General features: G+C 62.2%; 18 protein-coding genes. 10 read left to right on the top strand and 8 right to left on the bottom strand.

The features are described 5' to 3' along the window. Nucleotides 1-509 precede the first annotated feature (509 nt). Both QMK58_RS05340 and QMK58_RS05335 read right to left on the bottom strand, forming a co-directional pair. Nucleotides 510-839: an antibiotic biosynthesis monooxygenase family protein gene (locus QMK58_RS05340; RefSeq protein ID WP_053162352.1), complete on the bottom strand. Its 330-nt coding sequence runs from the start codon at nt 837-839 to the stop codon at nt 510-512. A gap of 386 nt (nt 840-1225) precedes the next feature. Further along, nucleotides 1226-2041, bottom strand: a complete 816-nt coding sequence (locus QMK58_RS05335; RefSeq protein ID WP_320395970.1) for an outer membrane protein OmpK — start codon at nt 2039-2041, stop codon at nt 1226-1228. Nucleotides 2042-2709: 668 nt separating this feature from the next. Here QMK58_RS05335 and QMK58_RS05330 point away from each other — a divergent pair. The 10 genes from QMK58_RS05330 (at nt 2710) to QMK58_RS05285 (ending at nt 14439) form a co-directional block, all read left to right on the top strand. Then, nucleotides 2710-3732 carry an ABC transporter substrate-binding protein gene (locus QMK58_RS05330; protein ID WP_320395969.1) on the top strand — a complete coding sequence of 341 codons (1023 nt, stop codon included), beginning with the start codon at nt 2710-2712 and terminating at the stop codon, nt 3730-3732. A gap of 74 nt (nt 3733-3806) precedes the next feature. Beyond that, complete coding sequence (locus QMK58_RS05325; RefSeq protein WP_034150857.1) at nt 3807-4832, top strand: aromatic ring-hydroxylating oxygenase subunit alpha; 1026 nt, start codon at nt 3807-3809, stop codon at nt 4830-4832. A 60-nt stretch (nt 4833-4892) separates the two neighbouring features. Beyond that, nucleotides 4893-5735, top strand: a complete 843-nt coding sequence (locus tag QMK58_RS05320; RefSeq protein ID WP_320395968.1) for an ABC transporter ATP-binding protein — start codon at nt 4893-4895, stop codon at nt 5733-5735. Between the two features lie 96 nt (nt 5736-5831). Further along, on the top strand, nt 5832-6560 hold the full coding sequence (locus tag QMK58_RS05315; protein ID WP_172681856.1) for an ABC transporter permease subunit: 729 nt from the start codon (nt 5832-5834) through the stop codon (nt 6558-6560). Nucleotides 6561-6600: 40 nt separating this feature from the next. Then, nucleotides 6601-8031 (top strand): amidohydrolase family protein, encoded by a 1431-nt coding sequence (locus QMK58_RS05310; RefSeq protein ID WP_320395967.1) that lies wholly within the window; start codon nt 6601-6603, stop codon nt 8029-8031. Further along, nucleotides 8028-8972 (top strand): PDR/VanB family oxidoreductase, encoded by a 945-nt coding sequence (locus tag QMK58_RS05305; RefSeq protein WP_320395966.1) that lies wholly within the window; start codon nt 8028-8030, stop codon nt 8970-8972. The genes QMK58_RS05310 and QMK58_RS05305 overlap by 4 nt, the downstream gene beginning before the upstream one ends. A gap of 340 nt (nt 8973-9312) precedes the next feature. Further along, nucleotides 9313-9789: a formate dehydrogenase subunit gamma gene (locus QMK58_RS05300; RefSeq protein WP_053162370.1), complete on the top strand. Its 477-nt coding sequence runs from the start codon at nt 9313-9315 to the stop codon at nt 9787-9789. Next, a complete protein-coding gene (locus QMK58_RS05295; RefSeq protein ID WP_320395965.1) occupies nt 9789-11348 on the top strand; it encodes a formate dehydrogenase beta subunit in 1560 nt (519 codons plus the stop codon). Before QMK58_RS05300 ends, QMK58_RS05295 begins: the two co-directional genes overlap by 1 nt. Continuing rightward, complete coding sequence (fdhF, locus tag QMK58_RS05290; RefSeq protein WP_320395964.1) at nt 11345-14221, top strand: formate dehydrogenase subunit alpha; 2877 nt, start codon at nt 11345-11347, stop codon at nt 14219-14221. The genes QMK58_RS05295 and fdhF overlap by 4 nt, the downstream gene beginning before the upstream one ends. After that, nucleotides 14218-14439, top strand: coding sequence for a formate dehydrogenase subunit delta (locus QMK58_RS05285; protein ID WP_053162376.1), 222 nt, complete (start codon nt 14218-14220; stop codon nt 14437-14439). The genes fdhF and QMK58_RS05285 overlap by 4 nt, the downstream gene beginning before the upstream one ends. Before the next feature lie 112 nt (nt 14440-14551). On the opposite strand, the gene QMK58_RS05280 is transcribed toward QMK58_RS05285, so the two are convergent. From QMK58_RS05280 to QMK58_RS05255, 6 genes are all read right to left on the bottom strand, one after another. After that, nucleotides 14552-14920 (bottom strand): potassium channel family protein, encoded by a 369-nt coding sequence (locus tag QMK58_RS05280; RefSeq protein ID WP_320395963.1) that lies wholly within the window; start codon nt 14918-14920, stop codon nt 14552-14554. 298 nt (nt 14921-15218) lie between these two features. After that, nucleotides 15219-16862 carry a fatty acid--CoA ligase gene (locus tag QMK58_RS05275; RefSeq protein ID WP_320395962.1) on the bottom strand — a complete coding sequence of 548 codons (1644 nt, stop codon included), beginning with the start codon at nt 16860-16862 and terminating at the stop codon, nt 15219-15221. Between the two features lie 24 nt (nt 16863-16886). Continuing rightward, entirely contained in the window at nt 16887-18665 is a 1779-nt protein-coding gene (locus QMK58_RS05270) for an acyl-CoA dehydrogenase C-terminal domain-containing protein (RefSeq protein ID WP_053162383.1), read from the bottom strand. A 6-nt stretch (nt 18666-18671) separates the two neighbouring features. Beyond that, nucleotides 18672-21206, bottom strand: coding sequence for an efflux RND transporter permease subunit (locus QMK58_RS05265; protein WP_320395961.1), 2535 nt, complete (start codon nt 21204-21206; stop codon nt 18672-18674). Between the two features lie 16 nt (nt 21207-21222). Next, nucleotides 21223-22314 carry a WD40/YVTN/BNR-like repeat-containing protein gene (locus QMK58_RS05260; protein WP_053154895.1) on the bottom strand — a complete coding sequence of 364 codons (1092 nt, stop codon included), beginning with the start codon at nt 22312-22314 and terminating at the stop codon, nt 21223-21225. Nucleotides 22315-22466: 152 nt separating this feature from the next. After that, the gene (locus tag QMK58_RS05255) at nt 22467-23825 is read right to left on the bottom strand and encodes a DUF1329 domain-containing protein (RefSeq protein WP_053154893.1); all 1359 of its coding nucleotides are present in this window, start codon (nt 23823-23825) and stop codon (nt 22467-22469) included. Nucleotides 23826-23836: the final 11 nt, after the last annotated feature.

Below are 23836 nucleotides of genomic sequence, written 5' to 3'. Positions count from 1 at the left end.
CATAGCTCTTGATGTCTGACATCGCAGCCTCCTTGCCGGGAGACCATCCGTTCAAAAAGCTGCTGGTGTTGAGCGCCATCCGGTGACCGAGGTAACGCATTTTGCCCGCAACCCGCATCGTTTCGTCAAAACCGGTGAATTCCGCGAACATGGCGCGCACGACCAAGATATTGCCAAGCCCGAGCAGCAGCAGTGCCAGGAACACAATCCCGATCTTCTTGCTGAGTCCAAAACGGGGCACGGCGCATCGGCTAGAACGAGATGGCGGACTTGGCATAAGTTCTTCTGTCATGTTTTTTGACTCGGTTCGTCATGCGCTGATGGGCAATGGAGCAAGGTCTCACTCAGCTAGCAGGTCGGCCAAGGCGGCCGGAGTCCGTAATAACGGTGTAAGAACCTGTTTCTCTGACCTGCGGATCTCTACGGGAAGTGCTACTTCGTCCCCGACAACACGGTTGGCCAAGATCTGTGGTCGCTATCAGCCCCATTGCGGCCGCTCGAAGGAATGGTCAAGTAGCTGTTGCGATTGGCCATTTCTCGCCAAGCTTGGAGTCACCATAGGTTTTGATGACCTCCGAGATGATGACTTGATAACCGGCCAGCCAATTTTCCTGAGCAGCCTTTGCCTCAAGGTGACGGGGATGCTCAACCAATATCTGAAGTGCTTCGAGAGAGCTCCAGTAGTAAACATTGGAGAAGAGACCAGTCTGTGGATTCTCCCAAACCTCTTCGCCAAGGTAACCAGGGATCGATTTTGCGATTGCAGCGATTTCCTGATCGAGTCGGTGGAAGGCTTCATCAAACTGCTTTTTGGCAAAGATGAACGTTGAAGAGTACATAGGCTTTGCTCCTTTCGCGGCGTTTGGTTGCCGATGACTGCACTGACCGGACTTGGGTATGCCTCAAACCTATGCTAGCTGGTTGGCTTCCCAACTATGGTGTCAACGTCGACTTCATACAGAACACTGGCTGTGGTGAGACACATGCGGGTGGTGGCGGAGGTTGAGGGGTAGTGGCTTGCTTCAGCATTGATGTTGGCTGGGCGGGGGCTATCGCCAGCAGGCTGGCTCCCACAGTTTTTTTGTGGGGTGGCTGAGATTTGGGATTGGCCTCTAGGTTTTGGGGCTCCCACAAGCCCTTCAGAAAACAGCGACGGAAATTGTGACAGGGTAAAACCGGGGCACCACGCGCCCCGGTCAAACGCCCTACCCGCCACGCTTTCCCGTCAGAAATGCACTTTCAGCAAGAGACTCAGCGCGTTCTGGTCTGTTTCAAATCCTGAAGTGTCTTCAATCCCGTATTTATTCGACCAATAATCCCACTCGATCCCCGCATAAAACTGCTTCTGCCGTTGCCCCAGCGCCTTGCCCACGTCGTATTTGATCTGCGGGTTGAAGTGCAAGCTCTTGGCTACGTAGTCGGAGGTGCCTTTGGTGCCGACGTCGTTGACGTACCACTCCAGGTAGCCGTCGAAGAGGATGTCGGAGCGACCCAGTGGGAGGGTCATGGACCAGGTGGGGTTGATCTGCCATTGGCCGGAGGCTTTGCCGGTGACGCCGTCGGGTTTGCGGTAGTAGGTGTTCAGGGAGAAGCGATCGAAGCCTGGCAGGGTAAGGTCGACAGCGGGGCCGAGCAGATATTTGCGGTTGCGGTCTTTGCCGCGTTCGTAGGTGGCGGCGATGAGCACGTCCTTGACGATGCCGTAGCTCAGGGAGCGGTCGCTGATTTTGCCCAGGGACAGGCGCGGGGAGAATTCGCCGTAGTAGGAATGGCCGTCGTTACCCGAGAGGCCGTTGGACCATTTGTTGTCGACGAACATGAAGACGTCGCCCCAGGTCCAGCCACTGGCGTGTTCGAAGGTCACTGTTTGCTGAGTGTCGTCGCCGGTGCCGTCGACTTTGAAGTGCTGGCCGTAGAGGTAGCTCAGGCTGTTGTCGTTCCACAACAGCGGGCCGGCTTCGACGCTGGCGCTGGCCAGGGCGAACAGCGGCAGCAGGCTGCGGCGCAAAAGAGAAGCTGCACGTAATGGAGATGTTTTCATGGACTGCCCTTGTCAGGTGATTGGCGTATATCACCGGCAAGGCATGCCCGAGCTGCGGGTTAGCCACTGTTCTGGCCCTCAACGTGTGAGGGGCGCCCCTTGCCGGGTACGCGGCGTAATGCCGCCAGAGCAATGCCCTGCACCCTGGGTCCTGTTGGAGCCGCTCAGTGCTGACCGCTTCTACTCGAACCGGAACTTAGCACGGGTTGTGCCAACTGATCGAATACAATCCAAAGACCCTATTCAGCACAATCCACACCTGAAACTGAACACCCGATCCGCGACTGCGATGCGCACCAACTTGAGGCCCGCCCCCAAAAATTCGCACCGTCACGCATCGTCCTCCCCCACCGCTACCCCTGCGCCTGACACGCTGAATCCCCTGACTACGCGACAGCAACGACTTGGCACACTTCTGGCTATGACTCCTCCCGAGTAGAAGCGGTCAGTGCCAGCCATGGCACCGGGCATTGCTCTTGCGCCCTTCCCTATGGGCGTACGTCCGATTGGATGCTTGAACGCGGCGCCAACGCCCCGGGCAAGAGAGAAGTGTTAGCCGCGTGTCTACTCCTTGGCGCCCCCTCTCCTCCCACGTTCTCTCCAATCGGTCCCTCGCTGGCGTGCCGATTGGCGCGCGGCGGTTTTCGAATCGTTGTGGAGAACACATCATGAAAATTCGCTTTGCCTTGGGTCAACCGCTTCGCTCGTTGCTGGCCATGGCCCTCGTGCCCGCTGCCCTGACAACGTCTCCGCTGGCCCTGGCCAATGACAAGGTGGTGCTACTCACCTCCTGGTATGCCCAGGCCGAACAGGGTGGTTTCTACCAGGCCCTGGCCGATGGTTTGTACGAGAAAGAAGGCCTGGACGTGACCATTCGCATGGGTGGGCCGCAGGTCAATGGCATGCAGTTGCTAGTCAACAGGCAGGTCGACTTCATCGTCAACTACGACTTGCAGATCCTCAAGAGCGTGGAGCAAGGCCTGCCGGTGGTGGCCGTGGCCGCGCCGTTTCAGGGCGACCCACAAGGCTTGCTGACCCATGCGGACGTCAGCGGCCTGGACGCCTTGCAGAACAAGCAAGTGCTTGTGTCGACCTCCGGCCAGCAAACCTGGTGGCCGTGGCTCAAGGGCAAGTACCAACTCAAGGACAGCCAGGCCCGGCCTTACACCTTCAACCTGCAACCCTTCCTCGCGGACGCCAACACCACGCAGCAGGCCTATGCCAGTTCCGAGTTGTTCCAGGCGATGAAGACCGGGGAGAAAGCCAACTTTTTCCTGTTCGCCGACGCCGGCTACCCGCCCTACGGCTCGACCCTGGCCACCCGCCAGGACGTGATCGATCAGCACCCTGACCGGGTCCAGCGTTTTGTCCGCGCCTCGATGGAGGGCTGGAAGCGCTACCTGGACAACCCGAGCGCCAACCACCTGATCAAGGCCGACAACCCGAACATGAGCGATGAACTGCTCGCCTGGGGCTTGTCGACCCTCAAGCAATACCGCCTGGTCACCGGCGGCGATGCCGCCACCCAGGGCATCGGCGTGATGAGCGATGCGCGCTGGCAGGCCACCCGCAATTTCATGGTCGAGGCCGGCCTGCTCGGTGCCGATGCGCCCTGGCAGAAGGCCTATACCACGCGCTTCGTCCAGGACCTGAAGGTGCTGCCGACCTTTGATCAGGCCGCCAGCCGCTAAGCCGATTGCCCCAACGCAGAACCCAAAGCCCGGGCCCAAGAGCCGGCTGAACGAACACCGTGAGGACACTTGTTATGTTGGTTACCAAACAACCTGTATTGCGCCGCTTCTGGTACGCCCTGCTGCCCATGACCGCGCTGGATGCCGGCCCGCAACCCTTCACGCTGCTGGGTGAAGCCCTGGTGCTGTGGAAGCGCCCCGACGGCACCCCGGTGGCCATGCGCGACCGTTGCTGCCACCGCACCGCCAAGCTTTCGAAAGGCTTCGTCAGCGAGGACGGCAACATCGCCTGCGGCTATCACGGCTGGGAATACGACTGCACCGGCACCTGCGTGAAGATTCCGCAAAACCCTGCAGGAATGATCCCGCCGGGCGCCTCGGTCCAGGCCTTTCACTGCCAGGAAAAATACGGTTACGCCTGGGTCGCCCTCGACGATCCGCTGCAGCCTATCCCTGAGTTTCCCGAAGACGGCGCACCGGGCTACCGGCGCATCTTCCAGTTTTATGAAGAGTGGAAAACCAGCCCGCTGCGGGTCATGGAAAACTCCTTCGACAACTCGCACTTTTCCTTCGTCCACAAAGCCAACTTCGGCCTGTTCGACCAGCCGGCGCCGGCCGGCTACGAGTTCCGCGAAACCGACTACGGCTTCGAGGCCGAAACCCGGGTGCCGATCCGCAACCCCGAGGAAAGCTTTCGCATCACCGGCACCCGCGAGCCGATCACCCAGCGCCACCTGATCAACCGTTATTACCTGCCCTTTTCCCGGCGCTTTGGCTGCATGTACCCGGACAGCGGCATCCACCACATCATCTACAACTGCGCCACGCCCATGGAAGACGGGCGCCTGATGCTGGTCCAGTGGCTGTACCGCAACGACAGCGAGGAACAATGCTCGACCCAGGAACTGATCGATTGGGACGCGGCGATCACCGCCGAAGACCGCGACATCCTCGAAGCCACCGATTACGACGCCTGTGTCGACACCCGGCGCAGGGTGGAGCTGCACATGCCGTCGGACAAGCCCGGCCTGGTGATTCGTCGGCAACTGCTGGGCCTGCTCGAAGCCCACGGCGAAAGCGAAGTGTTCCTCAGCCACTGAGTTCAGCGCCCCGGTGCGCCGGGGCTTATCCGGTCGCTCATGACCCCAGGGGAGAGCGCTATGTTGATGCAAACCATAACTCCAGCCGACGCCCGGCCACAGGCGTTGCCCGGCACCGACAGCGTCGGTGTGCAAACGCCGCTGTTCGCCAACCAGGTGGAAAAAACCTACAGCAATGGCACCCAGGCTTTGAGCCGGGTGAAGCTGGCGATTCAACGCGGCGAGTTCGTGTCGTTGCTCGGTCCTTCGGGCTGCGGCAAGAGCACCTTGCTGAAGATGTTCGCCGGCCTCGAACAACCCTCCGCCGGCCATGTGCGCTGGTGGGGCAAGGACAGCCCGGCCAGCCCGACCCAAGGGCAAAGCCTGGCCATGGTGTTCCAGGAGGCGACCCTGATGCCCTGGGCCCGGGTCAGCGATAACGTGCGCCTGCCCCTGGACCTGGCCGGTGTGCCCAAGGCCCAGAGCCAACCCAAGGTCGACGCGGCCCTGGCCCTGGTCGGCCTGGACCGCTTCAGCCAGGTGTACCCGCGGGAGCTGTCCGGCGGCATGCAAATGCGCGCGTCCATCGCCCGGGCCCTGGCCACCGAGCCCAATCTGCTGCTGATGGATGAACCCTTCGGCGCCCTCGACGAGTTCACCCGCAACAAGCTCGACAGTGACCTGCGCCAGCTGTGGGCCAGCCGCGACCTGACCGTGGTGTTCGTCACCCACAGCATCTTCGAGGCGGTGTACCTGTCGTCGCGGGTGGTGGTGATGGGCGCACGCCCGGGCCGGGTGATCGCCGACATCGAGATCGACGGCCCCCTGGAGCGGGACGAGGCCTACCGCACCTCCCCGGCCTTTATCGAGCAGTGCGCACGCCTGTCCCGACTGCTGGCCCAGGCCAATGGCGACCCTTGCTGATTTCACTTTGAGAGCCCGATCATGAGCCCATCCTTTACTCCCTGGTTGCGTCACCCCACGGTGTTGCGCATCGTCTCGCCGCTGCTGCTCGGCGCCGTGTTGCTGAGCCTGTGGCAACTGGCCTGCGTGGCCTGGAAAGTGCCGGTGTACCTGGTGCCCTCCCCGGCCGACATCGGCCGCACCCTGGTCAGCGATGGCCCGATGCTGCTCGGTGCGTTGTGGATGACCTTGAAGATCACCTTCTTCTCGTTCGCCCTGGCGGTACTGATCGGCACTTTGGCGGCCTTTGTCTTCGTGCAGAGCCGGGTGCTGGAAGCCAGCCTGTTTCCCTACGCCATCCTGTTGCAGGTCACGCCGGTAGTGGCCGTGGCGCCGCTGATCATCATCTGGTGCAGCAACACCACGCTGGCGTTGGTGATTTGCGCGACCCTGGTGGCGATTTTCCCGATCATCGCCAACACCGTACTCGGCCTGCGCAGCGTCAACCCCGGCCTGCTCAATCTGTTCCGCCTGAACCGCGCCAGCCGCTGGCAGGTACTGCTGCGCCTGCGCATTCCCAGCGCCCTGCCGTGTTTTTTTGCCGGGCTGCGCATTGCCAGCGGGCTGGCCTTGATCGGCGCGGTGGTGGCGGAGTTCGTCGCGGGCACCGGGGGCACTGGCGCCGGGCTGGCGTACCAGATTCTCCAAGCCGGTTTCCAACTGAATATTCCAAGGCTTTTCGCCGCCCTGCTGCTGATCGCCCTGACCGGTGTCGCACTGTTCAGCCTGATGGCCCTGCTGGCCCGGTTGAGCCTGCGCAACTGGCACGAAAGCGAACTCGGCTAACCCTTTGAGTCCGCCGCAAGCGCGGCGTATGGAGCCTCACATGACGTTTGAAAACAGCTGGCTGGTGCGCAATGCCAGCGCCATTCTCACCGGTTTGTCCGGCGCGGCGGCACGCCATGCCGGGCCTGATATTCGCATCGTCGACGGGAGCATCGCCGCCATCGGCGCCCTGCAAGCCCTGCCCGGGGAGCGCGTGCTGGATGCCACCGATTGCGTGGTGTACCCGGCGTGGGTCAATACCCACCATCACCTGTTCCAGTCGCTGCTCAAGGGCATTCCCGCAGGTATCGACCAGAGCCTGGGGGCCTGGCTGGGCGCTGTGCCCTATCGCTATCGGGGCCTGTTTGACGAGCAGAGCTTTCGCCTGGCCGCGCGCATAGGCCTGGTTGAATTGGCGCGCTCCGGCTGCGCCACCGTCGCCGACCACCATTACCTGTATTTGCCGGGCATGGCCTTTGACAGTGCCCAGGTACTGTTCGAGGAAGCCGAACGCCTGGGGCTGCGTTTTGTCCTGTGCCGGGGCGGCGCCACACAAGCACGACAAGCCGAAGGCAAGGCGGTGGCCGGACCGGAAACACTGGAGCAGTACCTGAACGACGTTGAGCGCTTGGTGCGGCGTTACCACGACCCGGCCGCCGATGCCTGGCGACGGGTGGTGATGGCGCCCACCAGCCCGCCCTACTCCATGCCGGCGGAGCACCTGCGGGAAACCGCACGGGTTGCCCGGCGGCTGGGCATTCGCCTGCACAGCCACCTGAGCGAAACCGTCGAATACCAGAACGAGGTGCAGCAACGCCATGGCATGTCGCCGGTGGCGTTCTGTGCCGAGCAGGAGTGGCTGGGGCCGGACCTGTGGTTCGCCCATCTGGTGAAACTCGACGCCGAGGAAATCCAGATGCTCGGGGCCAGCGGCACGGGCATCGCCCATTGCCCGCAAAGCAATGGCCGCCTGGGCAGCGGTATCGCCGATGTGGTGGCCATGGAAGCCGCCGGGATGCAGGTGTCGATCGGCGTGGACGGCGCCGCCTCCAACGAGGCCTGCGACATGATCAGCGAAACCCACGCCGCCTGGCTGATGCAGCGGGCCAAGGCCGGCGAACGCACCCGCCCGCGCCATGCCGGCGGCGACGAGGAAGGCGGTGCCCACGCGGCAACGGTAGAAGATGTGGTGCGCTGGGGTACCGCTGGCGGCGCCAAGGTGTTGGGCCTGGACGCCGTCGGCAGCCTGCAAGTAGGCATGGCCGCCGACCTGGCCATCTACCGTCTCGACCAGCCTCGCTACTTCGGCCTGCACGACCCGGCAATCGGCCCGGTGGTGGGAGGTGGGCGCCCGACCTTGCGCGCCATGCTGGTGGGCGGGCGGTTGACCGTCGACAACGACCAACTGCCCGACCTCGACCTGGCGGAACTCGGCGCCCAAGCCCGGGACGCCGTGCGTCGCTTGCAACAGGCCGCAGGAGTCCGCGCATGAGCTGGTCTGCCCTGCACGTGCGCAGCCTGCGCCTGGAAGCCGACGATGTGTTGGGTATTGAACTGGCCCCCGTCGACGCCGCGCCCCTGCCCTTTAGCTGGGCCGCCGGCGCCCATGTCGACCTGCGCCTGGGCAACGGTGCGGTGCGCCAGTACTCGGTGCTGAGCCTGCCCGAAGATGGTCACCTGTACCTGGGGATCAAGCGCGAACCCACCTCCCGGGGTGGCTCGCGCTGGCTGCACGAGCAACTGCGCCTGGGCGCGCAGATCGAAGTCAGTACGCCACGCAATCTGTTCGCCCTGCAACCGGGCAGCGGGCCGGTGACGCTGGTGGCGGCGGGCATCGGTATTACGCCGTTGCTGCCGATGTATCGCCAATGCCTGGCCGAAGGCCGTCCCGTGCGCTTGCTCTATTTCACCCGAGAGGCACGCCATGCGCCTTTCATCCAGCGCCTGGGCGCCGACGTCCAGTGGTACGGCGGCTTGCGCGCCGGGCAGATCGCCGAGCTGCTGACCAGTCAATTTCCCGCCTGGCAAAGCGCAGCCGGTCTGTACTGCTGCGGCCCGACCGGCTTCATGGACACCGTCGAACAGGCGGCGCTCAAGGCGAACTGGCCGGCCACAGCCCTGTATCGCGAGCATTTCCAGCCCCGGCAGCCCGCGAACCTTGACGCGCAGAGCTTTTCACTGGAGCTGCGACGCAGTGGTTGTGAGGTCCAGGTGCAAACCGGGGAAAGCCTGATCCAGGCAGCTTCGCGGGCCGGGGTCAATCTGGAGTTCTCCTGTGGCATGGGCATGTGCGGCGCTTGTGTGTGCCGGGTCCTTGAAGGCGAACCGGAGCACCGCGACGACTGCCTGAATGACGCCCAGCGCCAAAGCGGTGAATGGATCGCGCCCTGCGTTTCCGGTAGTCGCGGCACCCGCCTGGTGCTGGATGCCTGAGCGGTGAGGCATGAGGCCCGTTACAGCGGGCCTGATTGGGCCGTCCATAAATGCCCAACCCCACATTTGTGCCGCACTCTTCTAGACTTAATAGGTGGTCGCAGACAGAACCAAGCACGTCGCTTTGGTACAGCTGAATCAACGCCCCCGTGGCAATCTGGGTTTTATGCCCTTTCAGATGTGCGGCGAAGACCGCGCCGGGCACAACAAGATGCCCGCTCAGGGTGCCCTGGCCACCGGCCTGAAATCCACGATACCGTGACGTGGTGTAAATGCCGCAGCCGACACTTTCGGACAACCGACGACCTTCTGGTTTGTCCGTGACCGTGAGGATTGCTGAATGCCTGATGAGTTGTTGCACCTGCCTGTGGTCAACAGTCTGCTGGAGCGCCACAAGGGTACTCCGGGGGCGCTGTTGCCTATTCTTCATGATATTCAGGAGCGCATCGGTTACGTCCCCGATGTCGCCGTCCCCGAGATTGCCCATGCCCTGAACCTGAGCCAGGCCGAGGTGCGTGGGGTGATCAGTTTTTACCATGACTTCCGTACCGCACCGCCCGCGCGGCATATCTTGCGGCTGTGCCGGGCCGAGTCGTGCCAGAGCCGTGGTGCCGAGCAGTTGGCCGCGCAGTTGCGCGAGCGTCTGCAACTGGATGATCACGGTAGCAGTGCCGATGGCAGTATCAGTTTGCGTCCTGTTTATTGCCTTGGCGCTTGTGCCTGCTCGCCAGCGTTGGAGCTGGATGGGCGGGTGCATGCGCGGCTCAGTGCCGAGCGGCTGGATGCGTTGCTCGATGCTTGCCGGGAGGACGCGTGATGCCGACTCTTTATTTGCCTTGTGATTCGCTGGCTCGTGCCGTGGGGGGCGATGAAGTGGCGGTGGCGCTGATCACGCAGGCTCAGGAACGTAATTTGCCGCTGGAGTTGCAGCGCAGCAGTTCCCGTGGCCTGTATTGGCTGGAACCGCTGCTGGAAGTGGACAGCCCGCAAGGTCGTATCGGTTTTGGTCCTCTGACGGCGGCCGATGTGCCGTCGGTGCTCGATGCGCTGCAAGGCGAGCCGTCCGCTCATCCGCTGGCCTTGGGTCTGGTGGAAGAATTGCCTTATCTCAAGTCTCAACAACGCCTGCTGTTCGCCCGTGCCGGCATTACCCGGCCGCTGTCGCTGGACGATTACCGAGCCCATGGCGGTTTCGAAGGTTTAACAAGGGCCGTCAGCATTGGCGGCGAGCAGACCGCGACAGCAGTGTTCGATTCTGGCCTGCGTGGTCGTGGCGGCGCGGCCTTCCCCGCCGGGATCAAATGGCGCACGGTGCGCGCGACCGAAGCTGCGCAGAAGTACATCGTGTGCAACGCCGACGAAGGCGACTCCGGCACCTTTGCCGACCGCATGTTGATGGAAGGCGACCCTTTCCTGCTGATCGAAGGCATGGCCATTGCTGGCATTACCGTCGGCGCCACCTTCGGCTACATCTATGTTCGCTCGGAGTATCCAGATGCTGTGGCGACATTACGCGCAGCGCTGAACATCGCTCGAACTGCCGGTTACCTTGGCGCCAATGTAGGCGGCAGCGGCTTGGCCTTCGATATGCAAGTGCGCGTCGGTGCCGGTGCTTATATCTGCGGTGAAGAAACCGCGTTGCTGGACTCTCTGGAAGGCAAACGCGGGATCGTCCGCGCCAAGCCGCCGATCCCCGCGTTGCAGGGTTTGTTCGGCCTGCCGACGCTGGTGCACAACGTGCTGACGTTGGCCTCGGTGCCGCTGATTCTGGCCAAGGGCGCGCAGTTCTATCGTGATTACGGCATGGGCCGTTCCCTGGGCACCATGCCCTTCCAGTTGGCGGGCAATATCCGTCGCGGCGGCCTGGTGGAACGAGCCTTTGGCCTGACCTTGCGGGAGCTGGTGGAAGACTACGGCGGCGGGACCGCCAGTGGCCGGCCGCTGAAGGCTGCGCAGGTGGGCGGCCCCCTTGGCGCCTGGGTGCCACCTTCGCAATTCGACACGCCGCTGGATTACGAGGCCTTCACCGCCATCGGCGCGATGCTCGGTCACGGGGGTGTGGTGGTGGCTGACGACACCCTCGACATGGCCCATATGGCGCGTTTCGCCATGCAGTTCTGCGCCGAGGAATCCTGTGGCAAATGCACGCCGTGCCGCATCGGCTCGACCCGTGGCGTCGAGGTGATCGACCGCCTGCTGGCCGCGCCTGACCAGAACAGTCGCGATGCGCAGGTGATCATCCTCAAGGACCTGTGCGACACCCTGCAATACGGTTCGCTGTGCGCGTTGGGCGGCATGGTCTCGTTTCCGGTCGCCAGCGCCCTCCAGCACTTCCCCGCTGACTTCGGTCTGCACGCCTCGGAGGCCGAACAATGATCACTCTCTTCGACCCGAATACAGACATTGACCTTGGTACTCCGGCCCGCGACAGCCAGGTGCAAGTCACCCTGAACATCGATGGCCGCAGCATCAGCGTGCCCGAAGGCACCTCGGTGATGCGTGCCGCCGCGCTGCTGGGCACCACCATTCCCAAACTCTGTGCCACCGACAGCCTGGAAGCCTTCGGCTCCTGCCGCATGTGCCTGGTGGAGATCGATGGCATGCGCGGTTATCCCGCGTCCTGCACCACGCCGGTCAGCGAGGACATGAGCGTGCACACCCAGACGCCAAAGCTCGCGACGCTGCGGCGCAATGTCATGGAGTTGTACATTTCCGATCACCCGCTGGACTGCCTGACCTGCTCGGCCAATGGCAACTGCGAGCTGCAAACCGTGGCCGGTCAGGTCGGTTTGCGGGAGGTGCGCTACGGTTATGAAGGCGACAACCATCTGGCCGACGTGAAGGACACGTCCAACCCCTACTTCGATTACGACCCGAGCAAGTGCATCGTCTGCAACCGCTGCGTGCGCGCCTGCGAAGAAACCCAGGGCACCTTTGCCCTGACCATTACCGGGCGCGGCTTTGAATCCCGTGTTTCTGCTGCTGGTGGGGATAACTTCCTAGACTCGGAATGCGTGTCCTGCGGCGCCTGTGTGCAGGCCTGCCCGACTGCGACCCTGATGGAAAAAAGCGTGGTTGAACTGGGTCAGCCCGAACGCAGCGTGATCACCACTTGTGCCTATTGCGGCGTGGGTTGCTCGTTCCGTGCCGAGATGAAGGGCGACAAACTGGTACGCATGGTTCCGGACAAGAATGGCCAAGCCAACCACGGCCACTCCTGCGTCAAAGGGCGCTTTGCCTGGGGCTATGCGACCCACCCGGATCGCATCACCAAGCCGATGATCCGCAAACACATCAGCGACCCCTGGCAGGAAGTCAGCTGGGATGAAGCGGTGACCTACGCCGCCAGTGAATTTCGTCGTTTGCAGCAAACCTACGGCCGCGATTCCATTGGTGGCATCACTTCCAGTCGCTGCACCAACGAAGAAACCTATCTGGTGCAAAAACTGGTGCGCGCCGCGTTCGGTAACAACAACGTCGACACCTGCGCACGGGTCTGCCATTCGCCCACCGGTTATGGGCTGAAGCAAACGCTGGGCGAGTCTGCCGGCACTCAGAGTTTTGATTCGGTGATGCAGGCCGACGTGATTTTGGTGATGGGCGCCAACCCTAGCGATGCGCACCCGGTGTTCGCCTCGCAGCTCAAACGCCGCTTGCGTGAAGGTGCGCGGCTGATCGTCATCGACCCGCGTCGCATCGATCTGGTGGATACGGTGCATGCCCGCGCCGAATTCCATCTGGCTCTGCGGCCCGGCACCAACGTCGCCATGCTCAATGCGTTGGCCCATGTGATCGTGAATGAAGGTTTGCTCAATCAGGACTTTATCGACGCTCGTTGTGAGGGCAGCGACTTCGCGATCTGGAGTGAATTTGTCAGCCGTGCGGAGAACTCGCCGCAAGTGCTGGGCCCGATCTGCGGTGTGCCCGCTGCCGACATCCGTGCCGCTGCGCGCCTGTATGCCACCGGTGGCAATGCGGCGATCTACTACGGTTTGGGCGTCACCGAACACAGTCAGGGCAGTACTTCGGTGATGGGCATCGCCAACCTCGCCATGGCCACCGGCAACATCGGCCGTGAAGGCGTGGGCGTGAACCCGTTGCGGGGGCAGAACAACGTTCAGGGTTCCTGCGACATGGGCTCCTTCCCCCACGAGTTGCCCGGTTACCGGCACATCTCCAACGAGGTGGTACGGGCGCAGTTTGAACAGGCGTGGAACGTCACCCTGCAACCCGACCCGGGCCTGCGCATCCCCAATATGTTCGAGTCGGCCCTGGCCGGTAGCTTCAAGGGTTTGTATTGCCAGGGCGAAGACATCGCCCAGAGCGACCCTAATACCCAGCACGTCACCGCGGCCCTGTCGGCTATGGAATGCATCGTGGTGCAGGATATTTTCCTCAACGAAACCGCCAAGTTCGCCCATGTGTTCCTGCCGGGCTGCTCGTTCCTGGAAAAAGACGGCACCTTCACCAACGCTGAGCGACGCATCTCCCGGGTGCGCAAGGTCATGGACCCACTGGGTGGCAAGGCCGACTGGGAAGGCACGGTAGCTCTGGCCTATGCCCTCGGTTACCCGATGAACTACAAGCATCCATCGCAAATCATGGATGAAATCGCCAGCCTGACGCCCACCTTCACCAACGTCAGCTACGCCGAACTGGATCGTCACGGCAGCCTGCAATGGCCGTGCAACGCCGCGGCACCGGACGGCACGCCGACCATGCACATCGAAGAGTTTGTGCGCGGCAAGGGGCGTTTCATGCTCACCGGCTACGTGCCGACCGAGGAGAAGGTCAACGCTCGCTATCCGTTGCTGCTGACCACCGGGCGCATCCTCAGCCAGTACAACGTCGGCGCCCAGACCCGGCGCACCGACAATGTCGCCTGGCATGACGAAGATCGCCTGGAAATCCACCCGAGCGACGCCGAGAGCCGTGGCATCAACGAAGGTGATTGGGTCGGCATCGGCAGCCGTGCCGGGCAGACGGTGCTGCGGGCGCGGATCACCGAACGGGTCGCGCCGGGCGTGGTGTACACCACCTTCCACTTCCCGGAATCGGGGGCCAACGTCATCACCACCGACAACTCCGACTGGGCCACCAACTGCCCGGAATACAAGGTCACCGCCGTGGAAGTCAGCCGCGTGTATCACCCTTCGCAGTGGCAGAAACGCTTCCAGGAATTCAGCGATGAGCAGCATCGTCTGCTGAAGGAACGTCGGCACCCCGAGAAAGCCGAGGTGCGCAAATGAGCACGGACAACCTGATCAAGATGGCCAACCAGATCGCCCAGTACTTTGCGACGCAGCCGGACCAGGAGCAGGCGGTGCTCAGCGTGCGCAATCATTTGCAGATGTATTGGGCACCGAGCATGCGCAAGGAGTTGCTGGCGTGGCAAACGGAGCATCAGGGGGCGAATTTGCATCCGTTGGTGCTGGCGGCGGTGAGTGGCGCGGGATGGGAGGCTTAGCCTGCCGGCCAAAAAACTGTAGGAGCGAGCCTGCTCGCGATGGACTCAAAGGCGCCGCGTTTAGCCTGTAACCGCGCGTTATCGTTGACGACCATCGCGAGCAGGCTCGCTCCTACAGGGGATTCTGGTCGGGATTTCTCTCATCACCCTTCCTCGACGCCGTCACCGTCACTTCAATCGCCCGGACGGCGATCGCCGCGAAGGTCGCGGTCATCAGTACGCCGTTGAAACCCAGAAAAATCGCCAGCACGCGCGAGACACCCAGTTTGGGTACGAACTCTCCGTAGCCGATGGTCAGGCCCGTCACAAAGGCGAAGTAGACACCTTCACCAGCGCTCCAGCCTTCCAGATGGGCGATGATCAGTCCGCACGCGATGATCACCAGTAGCAGGATCGAGAAGATCGGCCACACCACTTTGAAGTAGAACCAGACGGCTTTGTAGAACTCTTGGCGAACGTTTGATGCACTGCTCAGGCTCATGACGTGGGCTTCCTGGGGGGTTGACTGACCGGCAGTTGCATGCGCGGCGGTTCAATACCCCGTTCAGCTTGGCACAAACGTTGAAAACTGCGACTTACGGGGCGAAGAACTATGACAAAGTTGACGCCCTGCACACTATCCAGAAACCGCCTGACAGCGGTGAACTCCTGTAGGAGCGAGCGCGCTCGCGATGGTCGTTAACGAAAACGCGTGTTTTCTGGCTAAACGCGGCGCTCCTGTCCACGGAACGCCGCCCGGAGCGTGCTCGCTCCTGCAACAGCAGTGCCAGGTTTATCCCTCAGTTCGCTTCACTTTCCCGAATCAGCTTCTTGTTGATCTTGCCGACGCTGGTCTTGGGGATTTCGTTCACGAACTTGAACTGCTTGGGGATCGCCCATTTGTTGATGCGCCCGCCGTCGACGAAGGCTTGCAGATGAACCTCCAGGATCTTGCGGTCGAGGAATTGCCCCGGTTCGCAGACGACCATGGCCATCGGGCGTTCGCCCCACTGTTCATCGACGATGCCCACCACCGCGACCGACATGACCGCCGGGTGTTCGCTGATCAGGCTTTCCAGTTCCAGGGAGCTGATCCATTCGCCGCCGGTCTTGATCACGTCCTTGATGCGGTCCTTGATTTCCACGCCGCCCAGCTTGTCGATCGAGGCCATGTCACCGGTGTGCAGCCAGCCGTTGAGCCAGAGCTCGGCGCCTTTTTCAGGCTCTTTCAAATAGCCTTGGGTCAGCCACGGTGCACGAACGACGATTTCGCCGAGGGACTCACCGTCGTGGGCGACATCGTCACCATTGGCGTCGATGATTTTCAGATCGACCATCGGCACCGGCGTACCGGTCTTGATGCGCACCGGCAGTTGTGCCTCGGTGGACTGTTGGCGATCTTCGTCACGCAGGTACGTCAGGCACAGCAACGGGCAGGTTTCCGACATGCCGTAACCGGCGTGCACGACCATGCCTTTGGCACTGGCTTCGCTGGCGATGCCCAGGGTCAGCGCGCTGCCGCCCAAGAGCATTTTCCAGCCCTCGAAACGGGTTGCCTTGCCTTCTTCGCAGTTGAGGATCATCTGCAAAATGGTCGGTACGCAGTGGGAGAAGGTGACCTTCTCTTCGCGGTACAACTTGACCAGGCTGTTGGGTTCGTACTTGCCGGGATAGACCTGTTTGATGCCCATCAGGGTCGCGACATACGGCACGCCCCACGCATGCACGTGGAACATCGGCGTAATCGGCATGTACACGTCGTCGGAGCGCAACAGCGGCGTACCTTGGTAGACGCCCAGGGTGCCGACGGCATTGAGGGTGTGCAGGACCAGTTGACGATGGGTGAAGTACACGCCTTTCGGGTCGCCGGTGGTGCCGGTGGTGTAGAACAGTGTCGCCACCGAGTTCTCGTCGAAATCAGGGAAGTCGTACTGTTCCGAAGCCAGGGACAACAGGTGCTCGTATTCCCCCAGCACCGGCAGCGAGGTCTTGGTCGCCTCGTCATCGGTGAGTTGCAGGTAGCCTTTTACGGTTTCCAGCCGACCATGGATCTGTTCGACCAGGGGCAGGAAATCATCATGCACCAGCACCAGGTCATCCTCGGCGTGGTTCATGGTGAACAGCACCTGCTCGGGCGACAGGCGAATGTTCACCGTGTGCAGCACCGCGCCGATCATCGGCACGGCGAAAAAGCATTCCAGGTAACGGTTGCTGTCCCAGTCGAGCAAAGCCACGGTGTCGCCTGCCTTGACCCCGGCAGCGGTCAGCGCATTGGCCAGGCGGCGAATGCGCTTGTTGAGGGTCTCGTAGCTGTAGCGCAGCTTGTCGGCGTAGACGATTTCCCGGCCCGGCTCGTAGCGCACACCGGACAGCAGCAATTGCTTGATCAGCAACGGATAGGCATAAGCGCCGTCGGCGGGTGGAATTATTTTTGTCGCCATCATGAATAAGGTTCCTTGTTCTTTAGATCAGAACTGATCGGCTTGCAGCTCGAAGAGACAGTCACTGCCGGCCTTGGCCGATGCGCTCAACGAGTGGATACGTGGCAGCAAGCGGGCGAAGTAGAAACGCGCGGTAGCCAGTTTGCTGGTGTAAAAATCGTCCTCGGCATCGCCACTCATGACGGCCTTGGCCATGCGCGCCCACATGTAGGCATACGCGGTGTAGCCGAACACGTGCAGGTACTCGACCGAGGCCGCGCCGATTTCGTTCGGGTTGTTTTGTGCCCGGTCCAGCAGCCACGCGGTCAGGTCGTCGAGGGTGTCCACGGCAGCATTCAACGGCTGGGTGAACTCGCCAAGATCAGCGCTGGCATTGGCGGTGAAGTCGCGGATTTCCGAGGCGAACAGACGGTAGAGCGAACCGCCGTTGCCGACGATCTTGCGACCGGCCAGGTCCAGGGACTGGATGCCGTTGGTGCCTTCGTAGATCTGGGTGATGCGCACGTCGCGCACCAGTTGTTCCTGGCCCCACTCGCGGATGTAGCCATGGCCGCCAAAAACCATCTGACCATGCAGGGTGGTTTCCAGGCCCATGTCGGTGAGGAACGCCTTGGCGACAGGCGTCAGCAGCGACACAAGGTCCTGCGCACGGGTGCGGGCAACCGGGTCATCGCTGTACTTGGCGATGTCCAGTTGCAGCGCCACGTAGCTGGAGAACGCACGACCGCCTTCATTCAAGGCTTTCATGGTCAGCAGCATGCGGCGCACGTCCGGGTGGACGATGATCGGGTCGGCGGCTTTTTCCTTTTGCTGCGCGCCGGTCGGTGCACGGCTTTGCAGACGGTCACGGGCGTAGGCGACGGCGTTCTGATAGGAGCGCTCGCCCTGGGCCAGGCCCTGGATGCCGACGCCCAGACGCTCGTAGTTCATCATGGTGAACATCGCCGCCAGACCTTTGTTCGGTGCGTCGACGATCCAGCCGGTGGCGCCATCGAAGTTCATCACGCACGTGGCCGATGCCTTGATGCCCATCTTGTGTTCGATGGAGCCGCAGGACAGCGAGTTGCGTTCGCCCAGCGAACCGTCGGCATTGACCAGCACTTTGGGCACCAGGAACAGCGAAATGCCTTTCGGTCCGGCCGGTGCATCGGGCAGGCGCGCCAGTACCAGATGGATGATGTTTTCGGTGAGATCGTGCTCGCCGCCGGTGATGAAAATCTTGCTGCCGCTGATCGCGTAGCTGCCGTCAGCCTGAGGTTCGGCCTTGGTGCGGATCATGCCCAGATCGGTGCCCGCATGGGCTTCGGTCAGGCACATCGAACCGGTCCAGGTGCCGGCGTACATGTTCGGCAAGTAAGCGGCTTTGAGTTCTTCGCTGGCGTGGGCCTTGATCGACAGACAGGCGCCGGCGGTCAGCATCGGGTACAGGCCGAACGACAGGCTGGCCGAGTTGACCATCTCTTCGACCTGGGCCGAAATCGCCTTGGGCATGCCCATGCCGCCGTACTGCGGATCACCACCGACACCCACCCAGCCGCCTTCTGCGAAGGCTTGATACGCCTGGGCAAAACCGTCTGCGGCAGTGACCGCGCCATTGTTCCAGGTGCAGCCCTGTTCGTCGCTGGCGCGGTTCAGGGGCGCAATCACTTCACCGCTGATCTTGCCGGCTTCTTCGAGGATGGCGGCGGCGGTCTCTTCATCGATCACGTCGGCCAGGCCGGGCAATTGTGCCCACAGCCGGGACACCTGGAAAACCTCGTTGAGGACGAAGCGCATATCGCGCAAAGGAGCTTTGTAATCAGACATCTTGGCTTACTCGGAAATAGTCAGGGCATTGGGCATGCCGGGACGTTGAGTGGTATCGGTGTTGTCGGTTGGCGCATCGTCGGCGTCGGTAGCGTCATTGCGCTCCAGCACCGGGGTGCGCAACAGGAAGTACGAAAGCGCAGGAATCAGAATCAGCGCACCAAGCATGTTCCACAGGAACATGAAGGTCAGCAGGATGCCCATGTCGGCCTGGAACTTGATCGGCGACCAGACCCAGCACACCACGCCAGCAGCGAGGGTGATGCCCACCAGCCCGACCACCCGGCCGGTGAACGACACGGCATTGCGGTAGGCCTCGGACAACGGCAGGCCTTGGCGCTGGAAGTGCAACTGCACACTGAGCAGGTACAAGGCGTAGTCCACGCCAATCCCCACCCCGAGGGCGATCACCGGCAGGGTCGCGACTTTCACGCCGATGCCCATGGCCACCATCAAGGCTTCGCAGAGGATCGAGGTCAGCACCAGCGGCAACAGGGCCACCAGCGTGGCGCGCCAGCTGCGGAAGGTGATCAGGCAGAACAAGGTCACCGCTGCATACACGTACAACAGCATGGTGTGGTTGGCTTCGCGCACCACGATGTTGGTCGCCGCTTCGATCCCGGCGCTGCCGGCCGCGAGCAGGAACTGGCGGTCTTCGGTGCTGTTTTCCTTGGCGAACTTGTCGGCAATCGCCACCACGGCGTCCAGGGTTTCAGCCTTGTGATCCTTGAGGAAGGCGATCACCGGCATCAGCGAACAGTCGGTGTTGAACAGCTCCGGGGAGTTGACCGAGGCTTGCTGCGCGGCGTAGTTGAGCACGTCCTGGTTGCGCTGGATGCTGTTGAGCTTGGGGTTGCCTTCATAAGTACCGGCGGTGATCTGGCGTACCGCGTTGACCAACGACGAGGTCGCCTGCACGCCCGGATACTGTTGCAGCTCCCAGGCCAGACGATCGGCCAGCACCAGGGTCTTGTAGTTCAGACAGCCTTCCGGTGCGGTCTTGATCATCACCGCGAACAGGTCGCTGGACAGCGCGTAATGCTGGGTGATGTAGGCGTTGTCGCGGTTGTAGCGCGAGTCGGCGCGCAGCTCCGGCGCCCCGCTTTCCAGATCGCCGATCTTCAGGTCAAGGCTGACCACGAAACCGCCGATGCCCATCAACACCGCGACCAGCACGGCGCCGGTGGCCCACTTGGCCGTGGTGAAGCGATCGAGCGCGTCCCACAGTTTGCCGAAGCCTTTGTGCTTCTCGGCGCGGTTGTCGATTTTCAGCGCACGCTCGGCGGCTTTCGCGCCGACACCGACGTAAGACAATGCCACTGGCATCAGCAACAGCGAGGTGAAGATCAGCACCGCGACACCGATGCTGGCGGTGATCGCCAGGTCCTGGATGACCGGGATGTCGATCAGCATCAGCACCGCGAAGCCCACGGCGTCGGCCAGCAGCGCGGTGACCCCGGCGATGAACAGACGGCGGAAGGTGTAGCGCGCGGCGATCAGTTTATGGGTGCCACGGGCGATGTCCTGCATGATGCCGTTCATCTTCTGCGCGGCGTGGGACACGCCGATGGCGAAGATCAGGAACGGCACCAGCACCGAGTACGGATCGATGGCGTAACCGAGCCAGGCGACGATGCCCAGTTGCCAGACCACCGCAACCAGCGAGCAGCCGACCACCAGCAGGGTGCTGCGCACGCAACGGGTGTAGGCATAGATGATGATCAGCGAGGTGACCACGGCCAGGCCGAAGAACATCATCACCTGGATCAGGCCGTCGATCAGGTCGCCCATCAGTTTGGCGAAGCCGATCACCCGGACTTTGTAATGGCCGCTGCCTTCGACCCCGGATTTACGCGCCGCGCTGTCGCCGGCGTATTCGATCTTGTCGCGCAACTGCTCTTCGAGCATCTGCGAGAAGGCGTGGTAGTTGATGCGTTGGCCGCCGGCGGCGGCCTTGTCCATCAGCGGCACGATCAGCATGGTCGACTTGAAATCGCTGGCCACCAGGCTGCCGACGATACCGGCACGGGAGATGTTCTGGCGCAGCTGTTCAATGTCCGAAGGCGAGCCCTGATAACTGTCGGGCATCACCGGGCCACCCTGGAAACCGTCCTCGGTGACTTCGGTCCAGCGCACGGCCGGGCTCCACAGCGACTTCATCCACGCACGGTCGACGCCTTCGGTGAGGAACAGCTGGTCGTTGACCTGCTTGAGCACATCGAGGTAAGCGGGGTCGAAAATATCGCCCTGGGTGTTCTCGACCACCACCCGCACCGAGTTGCCCAGGCCGCGCAGTGAAGCGCGGTTTTCCAGGAAGTTCTGGATGTAGGGCTGGCTCTGCGGAATCATTTTTTCGAAGCTTGGCCGCAACTCCAGGCGCGTCACGGCCATGAAACCCAGGACCACGGTGGCCAGCGCCATCAGCAGCATGAACAGCGGGCGGTAGTTGAACACCAGCCGTTCGAGGAGGTTGCCGGAGCGTTGGTCGAAATCGCGCAGTTCGCGAATCACCGGCATGGCGTCTTGTTTGATATTGCCCATGTCTGGGTTCTCGCTCTTAGGGTTCGAGGGCTGGATCGACGGTCAGCGTCTGGGCGCCGCGGCTGCCCGCGACCACCAGTGCACCATCGGCGGACTGGGTGGCGCCGGCAACCGGTGCGCGCGCCGGTTGCTGCGTCAGACGCATTTGCGCGCCAGTCCCTTGGCTGACCAGCATCTGCCCGCCCTGGGTGAACAGGCGGTAATGGCCACGGGCATCGATCAGGCCGGCGGTGATGCTGACGTGCAGGCCGCTGTCCAGCGCGGTCCAGTTCTGGCCGCCGTCGGTGCTGCGCAACACGTTGCCGCGCAAGCCATACACCAGCACTTCGCCGGGCTGGCCGACGACACCGAAGAAGCTGCCTTGATACGGCGTTGGCACGGCGGCGAAACGCTGGGCGCTGTCATCCCATTTGAGCAACAGGCCTTGCTCGCCAGCGATGTACACACTGTCGCCGGTGGAGGCGATGGCGTTGAGGTGGAAACCCTGGGGGTTCTCGGTGCGGTCCTGATACGGCGTCCATGTCTGGCCACCGTCGTCGGTGCGCAGGATCAGGTTGAACACGCCGACCACGTAGCCGGTTTTTTCGTTGGCGAACCAGACGCCGAGCAGCGGTTTGTCCGCGCCCTGATCGGCTAGTCGTTGGCCTTCCATAGCCAACTGGGGCCATTGCTCGTTGCTCGGCTCGGCACTCGCCAAAGCCGTGTAATGCTTGACCAGCAAGGCGCCGATCTGACGACCGTCGAGTTGCTTTTGCCAGGTCGCGCCGGCGTCGCTGCTGTGCAGCACCACGCCGTCGTTACCCACCGCCCAGCCTTGGGTGGCTGTCGGAAAATTCACCGCAGTGAGGTCGGCACTGGCCGGCACGGCGGCCTGTTGCCAGTGCTTTGCAGAATCATCGGAAAACAGAATATGGCCACGCTGGCCGACGGCAATCACGCGCTCACCGGCGCGGGTCATGCCCGACAGCGGGCTGTTGATGGCCAAGGCACTGACCCTGGCAGGCAGGTCCAGCACGTCGACATATTCGGCCGCCTGGGTGACGCCCTGCGACAGGCAGAGCACAACGCCAAGGGCCAGTAGCAATCTATTATTTTTATATGAACACATACTGCGTCCTCTTCGGAAAACCGCGCCGGGGCACACAAAGGTGTGCCTGACGTTAAAACCTGGCGTTCGTAGCGATCGGCGCGAACCGACCGCCGACGGTCTCACCGCCTTGTGGGCAGTGGACCGAACGGGCGCATTTTTTTGCAGTTGGCTTAGCGAATGCCGGCGCCGGCCAGGGATTCCGAAGACCACTGGGCCTTGGAGAGCGGCTCGATGTACTTGATGCCGCCGTAAGGGCCGACTACACCGTTGATGTTGTAGGAGCCGCCCACCAGGTCATAGATCATGAACGGGGTGGAGTCTGGAACCTGCTTGTCATAGCTCTGGCTGAGGAAGGCGAAGGAACCGCGATAGAGCTGACCACGGGCGTCATATTGATCCGAGGCCAAAGCGGTCCAGCTGTCTTCGTCGAGGTAGAAGCGGCGCTTCTGGTAGATGTGGCGAGCACCGGCCTTGAGGTTGCCTTCCACGACCCACACGCGGTGTTTTTCCCAGCGTACGAAGTCAGGTGCCAGGTGATTGGCGGTGGTCAGCGACTTCGGATCCTGCACGTAGGTCAGCTTGTAGGTGTTGTAAGGCACGATCATTTCTTGCTTGCCGACCAGCTTCCAGTCGTAGCGATCCAGCGCACCGTTGAACACGAACACGTCATCGTAGGTGCCCGCACCGGCGGTACCCGGGTTTGGCGTGTCGTAAGCCAGGCTCGGCGCCAGTTTCACGCGACGCTGCCCTGGCAAGTACTGCCAGGCGCGACGGGGTTGCTGCAACGGGTTGGCGGCATCCTTGAGCATGATCGCCTCACCGGCGCGGCGCGCAGGACCGGTGTACGCCAGCTTCATCTGGTAGTACACGTCGGAGCTGCTGATCGGCTGCGAGAGGTTTTCATAGATCGGGTAGGAGATGTTCGCCTGCCCGGTGGTCGCCAGGCTCGCCACACCGGCCGAGTCAACGTTCCAGGAGTCGTACTTGGAGCTGATGCTGACGCCCTGGTAGCGCAGCAGGAAGTTCCACATCGCTTCGTTGCCCGACTGCGGAATCGGGAACGGAATGCCCGGCAGGACGTTGTCGATGGCCAGGCCACCTTCCAGGGACTTGGCGCCGACGGCGTTTTTCACGCCGTTGTCCAGAATCGCTTGAGGCAGCGATACGGTGCGGTGCGTCGGGAACACGTCGACACGGAACGTCGGGAAACGCTTGGCCAGCTCTACCGTAGTCGCGGTGAGCATGCCCTTGTACTGATCGACGTTTTTGCCGTCGATCACCAGCACAGGTTTTTCACTGGCAAACGGATCCGGACGCATGCTGTCACCGGCTTTGAAGCTGGCTGGAGCAGTGGTCAAGCCGCCGTTGTAGGCAGGAATGGAACCATCAGCGTTCCCGGCTTTTTCAGCCCCTACCTGGGTCAGGTTAGCGCCAAGCTTGGCAGCTTCCTGAGTTGAAACAGCGGCCTGTGCCTGAGCGGCGAAGACCATGGCCAGCGAAGCGGCCAACACGGTTTTTACAAATTTCATGTTGTTATTCT

This window comes from Pseudomonas sp. P8_241 (genome assembly GCF_034008315.1).
GTDB lineage: Bacteria > Pseudomonadota > Gammaproteobacteria > Pseudomonadales > Pseudomonadaceae > Aquipseudomonas.
The sequence above is the reverse complement of the archived record's forward strand: the minus strand, read 5'-3'. Positions and strand labels throughout refer to the sequence as shown.

Coding starts and splice junctions, on each gene's coding strand:
- fdhF (WP_320395964.1), top strand. CDS start 11,345: ATGATCACTCTCTTCGACCCGAATACAGACATTGACCTTGGTACTCCG.
- QMK58_RS05305 (WP_320395966.1), top strand. CDS start 8,028: ATGAGCTGGTCTGCCCTGCACGTGCGCAGCCTGCGCCTGGAAGCCGAC.
- QMK58_RS05265 (WP_320395961.1), bottom strand. CDS start 21,206: ATGGGCAATATCAAACAAGACGCCATGCCGGTGATTCGCGAACTGCGC.
- QMK58_RS05300 (WP_053162370.1), top strand. CDS start 9,313: ATGCCTGATGAGTTGTTGCACCTGCCTGTGGTCAACAGTCTGCTGGAG.
- QMK58_RS05325 (WP_034150857.1), top strand. CDS start 3,807: ATGTTGGTTACCAAACAACCTGTATTGCGCCGCTTCTGGTACGCCCTG.
- QMK58_RS05285 (WP_053162376.1), top strand. CDS start 14,218: ATGAGCACGGACAACCTGATCAAGATGGCCAACCAGATCGCCCAGTAC.
- QMK58_RS05310 (WP_320395967.1), top strand. CDS start 6,601: ATGACGTTTGAAAACAGCTGGCTGGTGCGCAATGCCAGCGCCATTCTC.
- QMK58_RS05340 (WP_053162352.1), bottom strand. CDS start 839: ATGTACTCTTCAACGTTCATCTTTGCCAAAAAGCAGTTTGATGAAGCC.
- QMK58_RS05260 (WP_053154895.1), bottom strand. CDS start 22,314: ATGTGTTCATATAAAAATAATAGATTGCTACTGGCCCTTGGCGTTGTG.
- QMK58_RS05330 (WP_320395969.1), top strand. CDS start 2,710: ATGAAAATTCGCTTTGCCTTGGGTCAACCGCTTCGCTCGTTGCTGGCC.
- QMK58_RS05280 (WP_320395963.1), bottom strand. CDS start 14,920: ATGAGCCTGAGCAGTGCATCAAACGTTCGCCAAGAGTTCTACAAAGCC.
- QMK58_RS05270 (WP_053162383.1), bottom strand. CDS start 18,665: ATGTCTGATTACAAAGCTCCTTTGCGCGATATGCGCTTCGTCCTCAAC.
- QMK58_RS05275 (WP_320395962.1), bottom strand. CDS start 16,862: ATGATGGCGACAAAAATAATTCCACCCGCCGACGGCGCTTATGCCTAT.
- QMK58_RS05335 (WP_320395970.1), bottom strand. CDS start 2,041: ATGAAAACATCTCCATTACGTGCAGCTTCTCTTTTGCGCCGCAGCCTG.
- QMK58_RS05320 (WP_320395968.1), top strand. CDS start 4,893: ATGTTGATGCAAACCATAACTCCAGCCGACGCCCGGCCACAGGCGTTG.
- QMK58_RS05295 (WP_320395965.1), top strand. CDS start 9,789: ATGCCGACTCTTTATTTGCCTTGTGATTCGCTGGCTCGTGCCGTGGGG.
- QMK58_RS05255 (WP_053154893.1), bottom strand. CDS start 23,825: ATGAAATTTGTAAAAACCGTGTTGGCCGCTTCGCTGGCCATGGTCTTC.